Annotated in this window: 15 protein-coding genes and 3 pseudogenes; 10 read left to right on the top strand and 8 right to left on the bottom strand. The window is 59.8% G+C overall.

Annotation, left to right across the window (positions count from 1 at the left end; all coding sequences use genetic code 11):
- The first annotated feature begins 15 nt into the window (after positions 1–15).
- The 4 genes from AC1DUP_RS20715 (at position 16) to AC1DUP_RS20700 (ending at position 3,476) form a co-directional block, all read left to right on the top strand.
- Positions 16–1,266 carry an oxalate decarboxylase family bicupin gene (locus AC1DUP_RS20715; RefSeq protein ID WP_477834083.1) on the top strand — a complete coding sequence of 417 codons (1,251 nt, stop codon included), beginning with the start codon at positions 16–18 and terminating at the stop codon, positions 1,264–1,266.
- Between the two features lie 179 nt (positions 1,267–1,445).
- The gene (locus AC1DUP_RS20710; RefSeq protein ID WP_113300595.1) at positions 1,446–1,985 is read left to right on the top strand and encodes a sigma-70 family RNA polymerase sigma factor; all 540 of its coding nucleotides are present in this window, start codon (positions 1,446–1,448) and stop codon (positions 1,983–1,985) included.
- On the top strand, positions 1,972–2,739 hold the full coding sequence (locus AC1DUP_RS20705) for an anti-sigma factor family protein (RefSeq protein ID WP_113307403.1): 768 nt from the start codon (positions 1,972–1,974) through the stop codon (positions 2,737–2,739). Before AC1DUP_RS20710 ends, AC1DUP_RS20705 begins: the two co-directional genes overlap by 14 nt.
- A 20-nt stretch (positions 2,740–2,759) precedes the next feature.
- Positions 2,760–3,476, top strand: a complete 717-nt coding sequence (locus AC1DUP_RS20700; RefSeq protein ID WP_113300593.1) for a Bax inhibitor-1/YccA family protein — start codon at positions 2,760–2,762, stop codon at positions 3,474–3,476.
- Positions 3,477–3,814: 338 nt separating this feature from the next.
- On the opposite strand, the pseudogene AC1DUP_RS20695 reads toward AC1DUP_RS20700, so the two are convergent.
- A pseudogene (locus AC1DUP_RS20695) lies at positions 3,815–4,228 on the bottom strand (IS6 family transposase); the annotation flags it as partial.
- On the opposite strand from AC1DUP_RS20695, the gene AC1DUP_RS20690 reads away from it, so the two are divergent.
- The 5 genes from AC1DUP_RS20690 (at position 4,175) to AC1DUP_RS20670 (ending at position 6,700) form a co-directional block, all read left to right on the top strand.
- Positions 4,175–4,399 (top strand): type II toxin -antitoxin system TacA 1-like antitoxin, encoded by a 225-nt coding sequence (locus AC1DUP_RS20690; protein WP_477834216.1) that lies wholly within the window; start codon positions 4,175–4,177, stop codon positions 4,397–4,399. The pseudogene AC1DUP_RS20695 and the gene AC1DUP_RS20690 sit on opposite strands and share 54 nt — an antisense overlap.
- Entirely contained in the window at positions 4,396–4,923 is a 528-nt protein-coding gene (locus tag AC1DUP_RS20685; protein WP_477834080.1) for a GNAT family N-acetyltransferase, read from the top strand. Before AC1DUP_RS20690 ends, AC1DUP_RS20685 begins: the two co-directional genes overlap by 4 nt.
- A 348-nt stretch (positions 4,924–5,271) precedes the next feature.
- A complete protein-coding gene (locus AC1DUP_RS20680) occupies positions 5,272–5,580 on the top strand; it encodes a type II toxin-antitoxin system TacA family antitoxin (protein ID WP_113307402.1) in 309 nt (102 codons plus the stop codon).
- On the top strand, positions 5,580–6,122 hold the full coding sequence (locus AC1DUP_RS20675) for a GNAT family N-acetyltransferase (protein ID WP_477834078.1): 543 nt from the start codon (positions 5,580–5,582) through the stop codon (positions 6,120–6,122). The genes AC1DUP_RS20680 and AC1DUP_RS20675 overlap by 1 nt, the downstream gene beginning before the upstream one ends.
- Before the next feature lie 431 nt (positions 6,123–6,553).
- Positions 6,554–6,700, top strand: a complete 147-nt coding sequence (locus AC1DUP_RS20670) for a hypothetical protein (RefSeq protein WP_477834076.1) — start codon at positions 6,554–6,556, stop codon at positions 6,698–6,700.
- 365 nt (positions 6,701–7,065) lie between these two features.
- Here AC1DUP_RS20670 and AC1DUP_RS20665 read toward each other — a convergent pair whose 3' ends face one another.
- The 7 genes and pseudogenes from AC1DUP_RS20665 to repA all read right to left on the bottom strand — a co-directional run bounded on the left by AC1DUP_RS20665 (position 7,066) and on the right by repA (position 13,254).
- Positions 7,066–8,100 (bottom strand): DUF7146 domain-containing protein, encoded by a 1,035-nt coding sequence (locus AC1DUP_RS20665; RefSeq protein WP_477834074.1) that lies wholly within the window; start codon positions 8,098–8,100, stop codon positions 7,066–7,068.
- Positions 8,101–8,361: 261 nt separating this feature from the next.
- Positions 8,362–8,538, bottom strand: a pseudogene (locus AC1DUP_RS20660) (DUF932 domain-containing protein); the annotation flags it as partial.
- 36 nt (positions 8,539–8,574) lie between these two features.
- A pseudogene (locus AC1DUP_RS20655) lies at positions 8,575–9,035 on the bottom strand (ParB/RepB/Spo0J family partition protein); the annotation flags it as partial.
- A 639-nt stretch (positions 9,036–9,674) separates the two neighbouring features.
- Entirely contained in the window at positions 9,675–10,805 is a 1,131-nt protein-coding gene (locus AC1DUP_RS20650; RefSeq protein WP_477834072.1) for an RHE_PE00001 family protein, read from the bottom strand.
- 62 nt (positions 10,806–10,867) lie between these two features.
- The gene (locus AC1DUP_RS20645) at positions 10,868–11,056 is read right to left on the bottom strand and encodes a hypothetical protein (RefSeq protein ID WP_477834070.1); all 189 of its coding nucleotides are present in this window, start codon (positions 11,054–11,056) and stop codon (positions 10,868–10,870) included.
- Between the two features lie 6 nt (positions 11,057–11,062).
- Positions 11,063–12,061 (bottom strand): plasmid partitioning protein RepB, encoded by a 999-nt coding sequence (gene repB, locus AC1DUP_RS20640; RefSeq protein WP_477834068.1) that lies wholly within the window; start codon positions 12,059–12,061, stop codon positions 11,063–11,065.
- Positions 12,058–13,254, bottom strand: a complete 1,197-nt coding sequence (gene repA, locus AC1DUP_RS20635) for a plasmid partitioning protein RepA (RefSeq protein ID WP_477834066.1) — start codon at positions 13,252–13,254, stop codon at positions 12,058–12,060. The genes repB and repA overlap by 4 nt, the downstream gene beginning before the upstream one ends.
- A 200-nt stretch (positions 13,255–13,454) precedes the next feature.
- Here repA and cobF point away from each other — a divergent pair, with 200 nt between their 5' ends.
- Positions 13,455–14,219 (top strand): precorrin-6A synthase (deacetylating), encoded by a 765-nt coding sequence (cobF, locus tag AC1DUP_RS20630; RefSeq protein WP_477834064.1) that lies wholly within the window; start codon positions 13,455–13,457, stop codon positions 14,217–14,219.
- The last annotated feature ends 71 nt before the right edge of the window (positions 14,220–14,290 follow it).

Here is a 14,290-nt window from a genome sequence, read left to right as displayed (position 1 = left end):
GAAAGGATTAAAACCATGGAACCTCTTTCTAGACGTACGGTTCTAGCGCTTGGAGCGATGGGCGGAACGGCACTGGCGGCGGGTGCTGCGCGCGCGGCGAGCTTCGGCAATCCCGATCAGCCGGCGGAGGGAGCTATCAACGCCAATCCAGGCGGCCTTTCCGATCCCGGCCCGAAGAACCCTGCCATCAACGACCAGTTTCCCGCGTTCGGCAGTCCGCCGGCAACCGATGTCGGCGATATGCAGCTCTTTTGGGGATCATTCAACAATGCGCCCAAGCGCATCCAGAACGGCGGCTGGGCACGGCAGGTGACGCAGGCCGATTTTGCGATTTCCCAAGCGGTCTCCGGCGTCAACATGCGCCTCGGCCCCGGCGGCATTCGCGAGATGCATTGGCATCGGGCTTCCGAATGGGCGATCATGACCAATGGCCGCTGCCGGGTGACCGTGCTTGATCCGCAGGGCCGCGCCTATGTGCAGGACGTCGAGGCTGGCGATCTCTGGTATTTTCCAGCCGGCTTCCCGCATTCGCTGCAGGGCCTTGGGCCCGAAGGCGCCGAATTCGTCCTCGTCTTCGACGAGGGCGACCAGTCCGAATACGGCACGTTGCTCCTGACCGACTGGCTGGCTCATACATCGCCTGAGCTGCTTGCCAAGAACTTCGGGGTGCCGCAGGACACGTTCAAGAACATCCCATTGCAGGATCTCTGGATCTTTCAGGGCAAGGAGCCGGGTCCGCTTTCGGCCGACCAGGAGGCCGTGGCTTCCGCAGGCCTGCCGCCCTACCCTTTCACCTACAGGCTGACGGCTTCGGCACCGCTGAAGCAGAATGCGTCGGGCACGATCCAGCTTGCCGACAGCAACATCTTCAAGGTGTCGAAGACGATCGCTGCGGCGATCGAGACGATCAAGCCGGGCGGCGTGCGCGAAATGCACTGGCATCCGAATGCCGACGAATGGCAGTACTGGATCAAGGGCGAAGGCCGCATGACGGTGTTCGATGCCGGCCCGCGCAGCCAGACCGCCGACTTCCGGCCTGGCGATATTGGCTATGTCAAACGCAGCCAGGGCCATATCATCGAAAATACCGGCAAGACGGACCTTCAGTTCGTCGCCGTCTTTAAAGTGGCTGAATATCAGGAAGTCGGCCTCTCCTCGTGGCTGACCCATACACCGGCCGCCCTCGTTGCCCAGCATCTCAATATCAGTGTCCAGGACATAGCGAAATTTCCCGCCGACCAGCCGGGGATCATGCCGAAGGCCTGACCCCGAATATTATGCCCGAGAGTTGATCCCTTGCATTAAGCCTGCAAAACAATACCTCCGCCCTAGCAGATGGCGGAGGTTTTTGGCATTGCCCAAAAATCGGCATTCATTTTCTGGCAGATTTGAAAAAATCTGCGTTTAGCCGGAATAAAATCGGCCATGCTTTCGTATACTCAATCATGGAACGGAAAGAACGCCCCTTCGATGTCATCGGTCAGCTTGCAGCGCTTCGACGCTACGCACGCTCGCTGGTGCGCAATTCGGATGAGGCGGAGGATCTGGTGCATGATGCGCTGGTCCGGGCCTTCGAGAAGCGCAAGAGCTTCCGCAGCGGCGGAAACCTGCGCACCTGGCTGCTTTCCATCCTGCACAATGCGCATATCGACCGTGTTCGGCAGAACCGCTCCCTGACACGCCGCCATGACGAGGCGGCCGTCGAGGCGGAACAGTCGCTACCGGCCGGACAGGAACATGCGGTGCGCCTGAAGCAGGTGCGCAACGCCTTTTTCGATTTGCCGGAAGAACAGCGTGAGGCGCTGCACCTCGTGGCGATCGAGGACCTTTCGTACCAGGAAGCAGCCAATGCGCTCGGCATTCCTGTCGGTACGCTGATGTCGCGTATTTCCCGAGCCCGCGCCCAGCTGCGCGAGCTCGAGGAGAAGGCGCCGCGTACTGCGCATCTGAGATTGATTGGGGGGAACGGCAATGAAGGCGATTGATCCAATCATTGATGCCGATCTCGACGCCTATGTGGACGGCGAGCTCGATGTCGCACGGCGCATCCAGGTGGAATCCTATCTCTCCGAGAACCCGGCGATTGCCGCCAAGGTCATGGCTGATCTCAGCATGAGAGGCGAATTGCGTTTGGCACTTGCCGGCGAAAGCGCCTTCGGCCGCGCTGAAACGCGCGATGTCGCCCGCCGGCTGGAGCGTGGCCTTTCTTATGGCCGCATCCTGCATTCCATGCAGCGCATCGCTGCGGTCGGTGTTCTCTTGGCGGCCGGCTGGGTGGCGCATAATTCCTTCGGCGCCTTTACGGCAACGGAGGTCGCAGCTTCTGTTCCGGCACCGGCCTATGTCGAGGATGCGGTGCGTGCCTATCGCACCGTTGCCGTGCGCGAAACCATTCGATCGCAGGCGGCCCCGGCCTATAGCGCCGAGGAAATCCGCGCTGCGACAGCAATTGTCATGCCCGAACTGCCAAAGGACTGGAAGGTCGCCGATGTGCAGATCTTCCCGTCGGATTTTGGCCCGAGCGTCGAAATGGCAATCGAGGAAGCCGACGGCAAGCGCCTGTCGCTCTTTGCCGTCCGGCCGGGTGCCTTCGAGGTGAAGCCGGTCAGCCATGTCGCCCTTGAAAAAATAGAAGCCGCTTACTGGCAGATTGGCGAGGTCGCTTACGCGCTGATCGCCGAAAACAAAGGCACCAATCTCGATCAGGCGGCCGAACGGCTTGCCCGATCGCTCTACTAGTTTAACCGAGGAGATCAGTCATGAACCCGATCAATCCCCGCTATGGTACCGGCTCGGCCGCCAATACGCAGGTCCTTTTCGATGAAGGCCTGCGCCAGCACATGCTGCGCGTCTATAATTACATGGCGCTTGGCCTCGTCATCACCGGCATCGTCGCCTTCGTCGTCGGCTCCACGCCGGCGCTCTACGTGCCGATCTTCCAGTCGCCGCTCAAGTGGGTGGTGATGCTGGCGCCGCTCGCCTTCGTCTTCTTCTTCTCGTTCCGCATCCAGTCGATGTCATCGAGCACCGCTCAAATGACCTTCTGGGCCTTCTGCGCAGTGATGGGCCTGTCGCTTGCCTCCGTCTTCCTGGTCTTCACCAAGACCAGCATCGCGCAGACCTTCTTCATCACCGCTGCCATGTTCGGCACGATTAGCCTCTACGGCTATACGACCAAGCGCGACCTCTCGAAGATGGGCTCGTTCCTGATGATGGGCCTGTTCGGCATCATCATCGCCTCGGTCGTCAATATCTTCCTGGGCTCGTCCGCCCTGCAGTTCGCGATCTCGGTGATCGGCATCGTGGTCTTCGTCGGCCTCACCGCCTACGACACGCAGAATATCAAGGAACAGTATTCGGAAAACTACGATCAGGAATCGAACCAGAAGCTTGCTGTCTTCGGCGCGCTCTCGCTCTACCTGAACTTCGTCAACATTTTCCAGCTTCTGCTCAACTTCACGGGCGAACGGGAATAAAGACCGCGCTTCTGGGGGCAATGGAAGCGCAAGAGCGCCCGGTCTGTGATCTGTGACAGGATGGCAGGCCGGGCGTTCACCCTAAAGGAAACGGCTGGGTTTGACGCCCGGCCGTTTTCCTTTGTCTCCCGGCATCGGTGCGCCGATCGGGACTTTTTCGGACGCGGTCGTTGCTGCTATCGGCTGGAATCTTGGCACATCGAGGACGAAGGCTAGAGCAGATCCTACTTAATCCGGATCGTATCCGGCGGCCCGGAAATAGTTCGCGCCTTCGTCAGGGGCATCGTAAACTTAAAAGTCGTGAGGCAATAATAGCGGGCCGCCTTGGCTGTCGCTGTTTACGCCCGAGCGATCTGCGGCCACACGGCTCATCGGCGCAGCACGTAGTTCGCGATAGTGGCTTGAGATGACGTCGTGGCGCGGGATGTAAACAGGTTGGCAATCGGATCATGGATGGAGACGAAGCGTTGCAAATGTCGCTTCGACTTGAAGCATTTCATGATCCGTTCTCGCCGCCTGATTGGCTGACGGGAATTCTCTGCTCGATTGTTCAGCCCCTTGTGAGAGCGATGTTCAACGCCGGGCATGATCTGACGCTTTGCGGCATCGTAGGATCGAAGCTTGTCAGTAACCATCACACGCGGCGCGCGGCCGTGACCCTTTAACAGTTTTCGCATCAAACGCCGGGCCGCCTGGGCATTTCGGCGACTTTGAACCAGCACTTCAAGAACGAAACTATCCTGATCGACGGCGATTTCGTTACGCAGACCGCCTTGCGTGAAGCCGAAGCTGTGATCGAGGCCGCCGAAGTCGTTCGCCTAACGGCGCGCGATCGCGCGCGCGTGCTTGAACTGCTCGAAAATCCGCCCAAGCCCAACGCGAAGCTGCGGGCGACGATAGCGGCGTTGCCTGACACTTTATGACGCTGCCTGCCTGGGGAGAGGAAGCAATCGCGAAATCGCATGATCGCCAGTCGTTCGACTGCGGCGATCCGGCGATGAACGACTTTTTCCGACGCTACGCGCGTCAAAGCCACGAACAGAATGCCTCAAAGACTTTCTGTGCGATCGACGTTTCTATGCCCAACCGCGTACTGGGCTTCTACACCATCGCCCCCTCTGCAGTCACGCACGAGGGCGTGCCGGCGTCGATGACGAAGGGTTTAGCCCAGCACGAGGTTTCTGGCTTCAAGCTCGCTCGGATCGCAACCAGTCTCTCCGTGGCGGGACATGGTTTGGGCGGCCAGCTTCTGGCGGCTGCAGCGCTTAGTTGTCTGCGGATAGCGTCGCAGGCAGGTGGCATGTTGCTAATTATCGACGGCAAGAGCGAGCGTGCGGCCCGATGGTATGTCAGCTATGGGGCCGAGCCGCTGGAGAACCAGCCACTCACGCTTGTCATGCCGCGCGCCACCTTCGCCGGCGACCTCAAGGCCAAGGGCCTTCTCTGACGGAAATCGTCACCGACTATCCTTCGACATCGCGCCTCGCCTTTCGGCAATTACGCAATGGCTCGGCACCGCATTAGATGCCGCATGGGGTGGCGCTATTCCTCTTGCACGAAGCTGCGATAGATCGGAGCATTGAGAGAGGTGCTAGGATCGCATCCGATCCCGTTGCCCGCGGACTCGAGCGACCATACGCCTTTCCACATGCACGGTGCGCCGGAACTATAGACAGGGCGTGACGTTCGGGTGCACGTACGCACACTTGACGTACAATGATCCCGATCTAACTTGACGTGTACGTCATTTTGACGTACACATAGCCACATCGTTACACTCGAATAGGAGGCGACTATGCTTGCTTTCAAAGACATGACTGCCGAAATCGATGAACCAAACGACGCACGTATGGGCTTTCGTACGAAGGCGCGCATCAAGACGGCAATCCAACGCGCTGCTGCGTTGTCGGGTGTAGACGACTCCGCTTTTACGATCAACGCTGCTTACCAATCCGCCATGACGACGATTGCCGCTCATGAACGGACTCTTTTGCAGCCAGCCGATCATGCTGCGTTTTTTGCTGCACTGGACAATCCGCCAGAGCCGACAGATAGACTTAAGGCTGCTTTCAAGCGTCACAGCGAGACTGTCGTCTCAAAATAATGCCGCAAAACGATACGCCCAAACCAATCATCGAGCCGCTCGATCCCTCAAAACATGATCGGGCGGCTTTTTCGTGCGGCATTGAGCAGGTCGACAACTTCTTTCAGAAGACCGCAAACAAGCTTCACAAGAGCGACAATCTTCGTGTTTTCGTGATGACGAAAGACGGAGGCCCGGTTATTGGCTTCTACGCCATCAACAGCCACGCTGTTGATTATACGGAGCTTCCGAAAAGGTTCGCTCGCGACCGACCCGGACATGGGTCAATTCCCGCGGCCTACATCTCAATGATCGGTCGCGACTTGAAATTCGCTGGCAGCGGATACGGCGGCGACCTGCTGATCGACTGCTTGACGCGAATCGCGCGTATCTCGGATGAAATAGGTACGGCAATCGTCATGCTCGACGTCCTGGATTGCGGTGATGCGGAACGAACCGATAGACAAGTAAAGCTTTACAAAGAATACGGCTTCCAGCCTCTGCCGACAAACGCGCTGCGGATGTTCATCCCAATCGCAACGATCAAAAAAATGTTCGACTGAATCTTGCCGCTCGCAGAGTGAAGCGCTACCCGATTTTGGGCCTGCCAGAGCTGGATTTTTCCGGGGTTAAGGCTCAGTTCGGCGGGGGTGCCGATGAGCCGTTCATGAGCGAAATCGGCACCTTGTTGCCGATCGCGCTGTGTGGCCGTAACTCGTTATAGATCCTATGCAAGCTCGTCGCGGAGCTTGATAATTCGCCTCCGCTTTTCCATGGAGGATGATCATGAGAGCTGCAGATTTCAACGATTGCTATATCGCCCTTTAACTCAGCCAGCGAACTTGGCTTATCGGCTACTTCCTGCCTGGCTCAGACAAGGTGTAGACGACCTCAGTTGCCGACGGCAACGCCGAGGCTCTCCTGTTAGTCCAAGAATTCGTCCGCACCTCCCTAACCAAACGAAGAACTGCCTCCTCGGAACGAGGAGTGATGGATGACGATCGAGATTTCAGCGCAATCTGCCTTGTCGCGGACGGTGCAGGGCGGGGATGTGCTTCAGGCTGATGAGGTATTGGCGATGTTGCGGCGGCACGAGCTTGGCTGGGGCGCCAAGCGGAGGGCGTGCATCGATAAATGGTGAAAACCGGGTATGAACCGGGGATCCGGAAAACCCGATGGCGTGACAGCATCCTGTACGCTTCTTGATAGGGACCATGACCCGCGGACTTCATCAGGGCTCGCAATGTTCATGCTGCGAATTTCAAGGCCGGACACATGGGAGCACTCTACCGGAGTTCATTTTTATCAAATCATGCCTTGACCGAAGGGGTGTCCACACACCTCTCGCGGGGAGGAAACCCGACTGACTCGCTGAAGGCCACGAGGCCCGCGTGGTAACGGTCGCCTCTCAGCAAGTCCGGCGGGCGCCCCCGCGCGGAAGGCCCACTTGGACCTTCCTTCACCAACGCAGCCGCCGGCGATGCCCTCCCTTTCCGGCCAGCCTCATCAGGGCAGGAAGGTGATCGCATCTTCCGGTTCCAGTTGAGCCCGCAGGCTTGCGGTCAGCCGGTCCGGGCCTAGCGAGCGCAGATCGTCGTTAAAGTCGCCGAGGTTGGGTGACAGCACCAGTGGCAGGATTCCATATTCCCGCGCTCGTCGACTCAATCCCTCCATACCATGCCGGCCGGCGGCATCCGCGTCGGCGGCGATGTAGATGCGCAGACATCCGGGCGGGAACCGGAAGGCGGCAAGATGATTGGCCGTCAGCGCCGCGACCATCGGCATGCCGGGTATGATGGCGACAAGCGAAAGCAAGGTTTCGAGGCCCTCGCCCACTGCTATGACAGGAACGGGTTCGCTCACAGGAAAGCGGAAGCGGACACCATTGCCGAGCAGCTTGCCGAGCGCGCGGCGGGGATCGTCCACCTTGGCCTTGCCGCCGCCGTCCGGGTCAAGCCAGGTCCGGTGAACCCCGGTGATCTGCCCTTCCCGATCGGTCACGGCCGCGATCAGAGCCGGATAGCTTGTCGTCCGACCGGTCAGGAGATCGCGATAGTGACAGGACGAGTGGAAGCGCAGCGCCGCATGCGTCGATGCTCGCAGGATGCCGCGCTCGCGCAGATAGACGTCAGCAAGCGTGCCTGCGAGCGGCTGTGTCATCCCAAACAGTCGCCGTGCCCGCTCAGTCGTCGGCCACTCGACCGACGCAGAATCACCGGCGTTGCCCTCTCTGAACGAGTGTAGATCGGGCTGGGGCAGGCTGAGGAAATGACGCACCTCATCGGCCACGTCGCGGAAGTCAACGAGACCGCAGCTCTCGCGAACGAGATCCAACAGATCGCCGAACTGGCCGGTCGCAGCATCCGTCCACCTGCCAGCGCGCGGGCCGATCAGATGCACGTAGAGCGACCGACCCTTGCTGTTGGCAACGTCGCCGACGAGCCAATAGTTGCCAGCCCGGCGGCCGGCGGAGAGGTAGTGGTGGCAGACGGCCTCGGCATCTTGCGCGAGACGGTCTGCCAGCTCCGAAGCGGACAACATGGCAAACCTCCGTCACGATTGGCGCGCGATATCGATGAGGCGATGGCGCTGTTTCAATCGCTCGAGGATGACCGGACCTTCCTCTGTCGTGGTTACGAAGAACCGCACCTTCCAGGCGATCATCTCGGAGAAGAGGCTGGTTGACCTCGGCCAGTCACGCATGCCGTGGGTGAAGCCGACGACCTCGACGTGGCACTTGTCCATGACGGGCATTCGCCGCAGGGTCCTCTCACCGACAAGGCCGATGATCGAGGATCCGTCATGGGCGTGATCGGCGCGGGATTTGACCCAGTCGTAAAGTTCGCCGAGGGAAAGATAGCGCTCATCGTCGGGCCCCGAGAACCACTCCGACGACATACGGCCGATGCGCTCGCCGCGCGAGATGTCGAGCTTGAAACCGGTTGACACCGAGCGGGAATGTTGGGCAAGATTGTTCATGGTGCAGTCTCCAGAAACGAAAGAGCCCGGCGGAAGCATCGTCGCGACGGAGACGAAGAGCGCGCGGCAATTTCGTCTTCATCCTGCCCCTGCTCGCGCAGTGTCTGAAACGCCCTGAACTGATCGAGGGGATGGAGGTCGACGCGATGAACGTTCGCGGCAAGAGAATCCTCGACTTCAGGTGCCTCTCCCCTGCTGACAACGCATGGACCGCCGTCGGTCTGCGGAAGTCGCTTCTGGGACACGAGCAATTCACGGGCGTAATAGCGCCGGCCGCCGGCGGGGACGCGATAAGTGCCGGTCTCGTTGCAGTCGCCGTCGAGTTCAGCGCAAGCATTGAGGCTGCTCAACAGTCCCCTACGGGCAATGTCCTCCCCAAGATCCTCGATCGAGACATGCGCTTTGGTCTTCCGGACGTTCTGCTGGCTCAAGACCAGCTTGTTGAAGGAAATATCGCACCCTGCGCTGTGCGTGATTTTCTGAATGGCCTGTGCCATGTCATTTCTCCGTGACGAGCCGGCCGTAGCCTCTCTCCAGCCTCCAAGCCCGTCGCGGAATCCCCCTTCCCTCCTCTTCCTCTGCACCGCCGGCCGCCTGCAACTTCGCATCGCCGAGGCCCGCTACCCTCTCTCGTTGATTGGTCGCGGCTTACCCCCCAATTGCATTGCCACAGTGTGCACCACTCGCGCGCAGGTCCGGTGAGTTGCCGATGATAAAATCCAGCCTGGTTTTCCTGATTGCGTTACGCAACGCCGTTACCACGGCGATGCCGAGCGGATCGTCGACACGACCCTCGACGAGGTGGCGGAATGCTGGCGCAGGCCGGCGCGTCGAGCTTCGCGGCTTAGGAAAAGCAGTGTCGTTTATGACGACGAGGTCGTGAGATCAGCCGACGGGAACCTGGTCATGCCAGCAGCTACCTCCGCAACCGTTCAGGCGCGCTTCCCTTGCGAGCATTCTGTCTGCAGGGGAGAGGGACCAATACGCAATGAAAAGGCCATGGCGTGGCCGCGGTCCAATGGCTTCGAAGGGACCGGTCAATTCTATTTTGTCCAAGTCAAATGTTCTCACGCTAGAAATACCTGAGTTTGCAACAACTACGCGGCAGCATCCGCCAACAACCTGACAACGCCGGATCAGATGATACCCCAAGCCCGGTAGCGGCCGCGACCGGTGATTTCGCGAATGCCAATCTCGTTGATGAGGTTCAGTGCGCCGCGCTGTGTGACGCAGAGTTGGCGGGCGACCATGGCGGCCGACACCATCGGCCGCGACAGGACGAAATCTGCCAATTGCGGTAGGCTGCTGTTCGAGCGGCGGCCGCGAAAGCGCAGCTCCATCTGCGTGCGCGCAAGCGACAGGCGATCGATCTCCTTGAGCCCGGTGACCGCACTCTCCCGCATTGCATCGAGAAAGGCCTGCAGACGCGTCAGCCGGTCACGCGAGCGCCGGCGCTCGTGGCGGATCTGCTTCAGCCCGGGGTGAAAAGAAAAGAGATGCGAGGCGACCTTGCCTCTGACACGCAGGCTGCTGGCAATCAGCAGGCCGCCGAGCCAATGCTGGCGGCGCAATGGCTCGATCCGCTCCCAGGCGTCGAAAAGAAGCGCAGCCGCCAGACTGGGCGGCAGGTCCTCGACGAGCGGGATCAGACCACGCCATTGCTGAAGCCGTTCCTCCTCGTTCCATTCATCGTCGCCGAACAGGCCGAGCGGATCGTCCTCGCGCAGCGCGGACGCATCCTTCGCTGGCTCCTGCGCAACAGGCTTTCCGGCATGATGATCGAGAAGTCTTTGCGAGCGGGCGAGCAGGGCATCGAGCTCGGCGATTTCGGCGGCGAGCGGCGCTTCGTCATCCTGATCGTCAGCCTCGCGCCCGGGGGGTGTAAGATCTGCGGCCTCCGGCGCCCTATCCTCCCCTTCCAGCGTACTGGCGCTCAGCGCGCCGAGGCCTGTCGGGCTGAGCGCCCAGCCGGGATCAGCCGTCTCGATCCGCCGTCGTGTGCGCAGCACCGAATAGGCGATCGTCAGCTCGTGGCTCGGCGCACGGCTGTCCATATGGGCGTCGTGCAAAACCAGATCTTCGACATGAACAAGTTCACCCGCTACCCACAACGCACCGGCGGCATCGAAAAAATGGCTGCGCTCGGCAAAGCCCTGCCCCACCGGTGAACGGGCTGCCCGTTCATCGAGCCGTGCCAGAGCATCCTCGGCCCCAGCGATAGCCGGAAGCAGCGTCTGGAGCATTGCAGCATCGATATCGTAGCGCATTGTTAGGCTTAATGGATTCTCACAAAGGGAAGCGAAAGGCGCATTTTCTTCCGTCAGTTATTTCACGGCATAAACTTGCCGACAACATCATGGCGGGCGAGCACAGGGTTTTCACCCAGTTTTTCGGATACAATCATTTCCCTATATCGATAAGCTCCGGTCGTGACCGGAGCAATCGCTGCGCCTATCAGATGAAATCGTGCCATCCACCATGGCGCTTCATCGCAAACGAGCTCCAGTTCGCCGCTCACCCTGGCCTACTTCCCGGCGTTCGGCTTTTCGGCCTTGTAAGCTTCATAGAGTTCATCGAGGCGGCTTGAGAGATATGCGCCGAAATCCGGCGCATCGCCGGTCTTGAGCGCAATCGTGAAGGACGTGCCGGAGCCCTTGATGCGGCCGGCGATCTTGCCGCCGCTCGCAGGCTTCCAGTCATATTCGACACTCTCGGGCTTCACCTCTTCCTTCTTGGAAAGCTCGGCAATGACCAGCTCGAAACGGCGATCGCTTTCCACAGCATTGAAGGTGGAAGATACAATCAGCTTCGTCAGACGCGCGGCAGCAGCATCGGTCCAGTCCTGAGCAAGCGTCATCCATCGCCTGCGACCGATGCCGGGAGCTGCACCGACGGCCTGGATGACGTCGGCTGGAATGGCCTTCGCCACGGAGATAAGCTTCGACAATTCCGTCTTGTCGGTCGAGAGCGCCTTCATGATGACGGGACGATCGAACTTCTTCAGCTCGAGATTGAGCGCGAAGACGGCGCGCTCGATGTAGGAGAGATTCCGTCGCGCCGAATTTTCAATGCCCTGGGCGATGACGAGATCGGTGTCGTCGAGCTTACGGATGACCGCTTGCACCTTGCGGCCGAGCAGCCTGACGGCCTGGAGGCGGCGATGACCATAGGCGACCTGGTAACGCCCGTCATGATGCGGATTGCGGCGCACGAGGATCGGCACTTCTTGCCCGTTTTCGGCGATCGATTGCACGAGCTCGTCTTCCATATCGAGCGGCTCGTCGGCGAGGCGATCGCGAATGAAGGAAGTGTCGATCAGTTCGGGATCGAGTTCGACGATATGCTCGCCTGATGACAGGGCCTCCTCCATCGCCCTGCTCTCTTCCTCCATGCGACCGAGTGTCAGGGCCATGGTACGCACCGGACCGGCTGCACCGCGCGCTGCAGTTTCCTCGAAGTTGGCCGCGGCCAACTCCTGCGCCGTATCGGTGAACAATCCCTTCAGTCGATCTCGTCTGCTCATGTGCGACCCCATGCTTTATGGATGCTGGCAATAATCTCGCCATTGGCGGCGTTAACCGATTCCAGTGCCCGGTCATAGGTGGAGCGGCGAACCTGGCCCTTTTCGATCTCGTAAAGGGTCTGCTTGGTCAGGCCGGCATCGGCGATCGCCGTCGATTTCAAAATGGTCGCCGTCAACACGTCATCACCGAAGAGACTTCGCAGGAGCGCAACGATCTGCGACTGCGGCGCATCGAAGGGCTCATGGCGCGTAACGACATATTTGATGAAATCGTGCTGCAGGTCGCCGCCAGCCTTGCGCACGACGGAGAGAAGATCCGAGGTCATCAGGAGAAACTGCGACATGGAGGCGACATCGACCATCTGTGGATGGACGGTAATAAGCAGCGACGTGGCGGCGCAGACCGCACCAAGCGTGAGATAGCCAAGCTGCGGCGGGCAGTCGATGACGACGATATCATAGTCCGCCTCGACCTCAGCAATAGCGTTGCCGACGCGGCGGAAGAACAGCTCTTCCGGCCTCTGGCGATCATTCAGGGCACGCGGCGTTTCATGCTCGAACTCCATCAGTTCGAGATTGCCGGGCACCAGATCCAGGCCATCAAAATAGGTCTTGCGGATGACATTCTTCAGCGGGCGTCGCTCCGCATCATAGCGGATTGCGCCATAGAGCGTATCGCCATCCCCAAGATCGAATTCCGGCTGAACACCGAGCAGCGAGGACAGCGAGGCCTGTGGATCGAGATCGATCGCCAGGACCCGGTACCCTTCCAACGCCAGATACTGTGCCAGATAAAGCGTGGTCGTGGTCTTGGCCGAACCGCCCTTGAAATTGGTGATCGCGATCGTCTGCAGCTTCTCACCGTCGCGGCGCAAAGGCAGGTAGGAGAGCGCATCCTTCGGCTTGATCTTGGCCATATGCTGGCGGAGCTCGTTGATCTGGCCGAGCGTATAGGACCGGCGGCCGTTCTGGGAAACGTCCGGCTGCGGCCCTTTGCCGTCAAGCGAAAGCTGGCGAAGATAGCCGTCGGAGACACCGACCATCTGTGCTGCCTCGCCCGAGGTGAAGGTGCGCAGCGTCTTCTGCGAAAGTGGCGGGAAGAGCTTCTCGCGCAGCAGTTTCAGCTGGCGAGAAAGTTGGGTGGCGTGCCGTTCGATGCGAACGTCTGTGGTTGATACGTTAATATTGTCCAAAACACTTGCCCCTTCTCAAAGCGCTTTTCCGTCAACATAGCCTCAAAAAGCGTATCGAAGATGACATGATTCGGGATTCGCGACAATAAACAGTTTGCTAACCACACCGATAGAAGTTGGCCGCGGCCAACTTTTGGTGTGCCCTTGCGAAAGACCCGCTTTAGCGGCACAAACCGCTGGAAATCGCGAGGGCTGAAAACGTGCGGCATATTCACATCATCGGTATTGGCACCGGCAATCCCGAGCATCTGACCATACAGGCGATTAACGCGATGAACACGGCAGACGTCGTGTTCATTCCGACCAAGGGCGCGACAAAGGCCGATCTCGCCGAGCTTCGCCGGGAAATCTGTGAGCGGTATCTGACCCGACAAGGCGTCCGCATCGTCGAATTCGAGGTACCGAAGCGGCTAACCCAGGACCTGAGCTACGGACAGAGCGTAGATGACTGGCATGCGGCGATCGCCGGTATTTATGAAAGCCTGATCGGCGACCTGCCAGCAACCGGTGCCGGCGCCTTCCTCGTCTGGGGCGATCCGAGCCTCTATGACAGCACGATCCGCATCATCGAACGGGTGCGGAATGCCGGCGCCTGCACCTTCGACTACAGCATCGTTCCGGGTATCACCAGCATCCAGGCGCTGGCGGCAAGCCATCGCATCCCCATCAATCTCGTCGGCAAGCCGATCGAGATCACCACCGGAAGACGGCTGATCGAAACCGGGCTGACGCATGAAAGTACCGTCGTCATGCTTGACGGCCAGCAGGCATTCTCGCAGATCGACGATCCCGATGCCGAGATCTTCTGGGGTGCTTATCTCGGCACGGACAATGAAGTGATCCGCTCGGGCCGGCTTGGCGACATTGCCGACGACATCGTCCGGCTCCGTGCCGAGGAGCGGGCGCGCCATGGCTGGATCATGGATATCTACCTTCTCCGCAAAGGGCGGGATTTCGAAGACTAACCGTCCCGGTTCTCAGCGCGACCTCACTTTGCTGCATCCTGCGCAATCATGTAAGAGACGGGTCCAGAGGA

The organism is Rhizobium sp. 01L419, assembly GCF_056400025.1.
The sequence above is the reverse complement of the archived record's forward strand: the minus strand, read 5'-3'. Positions and strand labels throughout refer to the sequence as shown.

Coding starts and splice junctions, on each gene's coding strand:
- AC1DUP_RS20715 (WP_477834083.1), top strand. CDS start 16: ATGGAACCTCTTTCTAGACGTACGGTTCTAGCGCTTGGAGCGATGGGC.
- AC1DUP_RS20710 (WP_113300595.1), top strand. CDS start 1,446: ATGGAACGGAAAGAACGCCCCTTCGATGTCATCGGTCAGCTTGCAGCG.
- AC1DUP_RS20705 (WP_113307403.1), top strand. CDS start 1,972: ATGAAGGCGATTGATCCAATCATTGATGCCGATCTCGACGCCTATGTG.
- AC1DUP_RS20700 (WP_113300593.1), top strand. CDS start 2,760: ATGAACCCGATCAATCCCCGCTATGGTACCGGCTCGGCCGCCAATACG.
- AC1DUP_RS20685 (WP_477834080.1), top strand. CDS start 4,396: ATGACGCTGCCTGCCTGGGGAGAGGAAGCAATCGCGAAATCGCATGAT.
- AC1DUP_RS20680 (WP_113307402.1), top strand. CDS start 5,272: ATGCTTGCTTTCAAAGACATGACTGCCGAAATCGATGAACCAAACGAC.
- AC1DUP_RS20675 (WP_477834078.1), top strand. CDS start 5,580: ATGCCGCAAAACGATACGCCCAAACCAATCATCGAGCCGCTCGATCCC.
- AC1DUP_RS20670 (WP_477834076.1), top strand. CDS start 6,554: ATGACGATCGAGATTTCAGCGCAATCTGCCTTGTCGCGGACGGTGCAG.
- AC1DUP_RS20665 (WP_477834074.1), bottom strand. CDS start 8,100: ATGTTGTCCGCTTCGGAGCTGGCAGACCGTCTCGCGCAAGATGCCGAG.
- AC1DUP_RS20650 (WP_477834072.1), bottom strand. CDS start 10,805: ATGCGCTACGATATCGATGCTGCAATGCTCCAGACGCTGCTTCCGGCT.
- repB (WP_477834068.1), bottom strand. CDS start 12,061: ATGAGCAGACGAGATCGACTGAAGGGATTGTTCACCGATACGGCGCAG.